Source organism: Actinosynnema sp. NPDC002837, from assembly GCF_040295345.1.
GTDB lineage: Bacteria > Actinomycetota > Actinomycetes > Mycobacteriales > Pseudonocardiaceae > Actinosynnema.
The window spans coordinates 1-1,299 of sequence record NZ_JBEOVG010000218.1; the positions used below are offsets into that span (position 1 = coordinate 1).

Consider the following 1,299-nt stretch of genomic DNA (forward strand, 5'->3'; position numbering starts at 1 on the left):
CTTGGGTTCTAGTGGTCGTCGCAACACCCCAGTTGGGGAGTTGTGGTGGATTTCGAGATCCGGGATCGGTCGGTCAACCTGGGCGGTCGGCGTCTGACGCGTGAGCGCGAGGCTTACCTTGCGCTCATGCGTCAGGGCGTCGGCAACCGGGAAGCGTGCAGGATCGTCGGTATCAACATCCGGACCGGGAAGCGTTGGCGCAACGGGCGTAATCCAACAGGCCGTGAGACGGGGGCGTCGCCGATCACCTCGGCGGCGTCCCCGTCGGTGTCGGGGCGGTATCTCAACGAGGACGAGCGGATCGTGATCGCCGACCGGCGACGGGCGAGGGCGTCGATCCGGGCTATCGCCGCCGAGTTGGGCCGGTCACCCTCGACGGTCAAACGGGAGTTGGACCGCAACTCCCATCCGGTGTCCGGGGACTACCGGCCGCACGCCGCCCAGGTCCGCGCCGACGCGCGTCGTCCGCGTCCGAAGACGCGGAAACTCGCGGCCGATCCGGAGCTGCATCGGATCGTGCAGGACCATCTGGTCAGGAAGCACAGTCCCGAGCAGATCGTCGCGGTGCTGCGGCGGGACTTCCCCGACCGGCCGGAGTGGCACGTGACCCACGAGACGATCTACCAGGCTCTCTACCTGCAAGGACGCGGTGAGTTGCGCCGTGAACTCGTGCGGGCGTTGCGGACCGGCCGCACCGTGCGCAAACCCCGCCGTCAGGCGCAGCGGCGGCAGCCGCGGTTCGTCCACCCGATGGTGATGATCAGCGACCGGCCGGCCGAGGTCGAGGACCGGGCGGTGCCCGGCCACTGGGAAGGCGACCTGATCCTGGGCAAGGACAACGCCTCCGCCATCGGCACGCTGGTGGAACGGGCGACCCGCTACGTGATGCTGTTGCACCTGCCCCACGGCCGCACCGCCGAACACGTCCGCGACGCCCTGACCATCACCGTCCAGGCCCTGCCCGCCCACCTCACCCGGTCGCTGACCTGGGACCAGGGCTCGGAGATGGCGCGGCACCACGAGTTCAGCGTGGCCACCGACATCCCGGTCTACTTCTGCGACCCGGCCAGCCCCTGGCAACGCGGCAGCAACGAAAACACCAACGGCCTGCTGCGCCAGTATTTCCCCAAGAGCACCGACCTGGCCGTCCACAGCGCCGAGGATCTGGCCGCCGTCGCCGCCGAACTCAACGGCCGCCCACGCAAAACGCTCGGCTGGGACACCCCAGCCGAGCGTTTGGCTAAGCTCCTGACCTAAGCCAGTTGATCAGTTGTGTTGCGACGACCCCTGGAATCCGCC

At 68.6% G+C, this 1,299-nt stretch carries 1 protein-coding gene; it reads left to right on the forward strand.

What is annotated here, in order from left to right; genetic code table 11:
- Positions 1-126: 126 nt before the first annotated feature.
- Positions 127-1,257: an IS30 family transposase gene (locus ABTZ99_RS44995; protein ID WP_498786930.1), complete on the forward strand. Its 1,131-nt coding sequence runs from the start codon at positions 127-129 to the stop codon at positions 1,255-1,257.
- Positions 1,258-1,299: the final 42 nt, after the last annotated feature.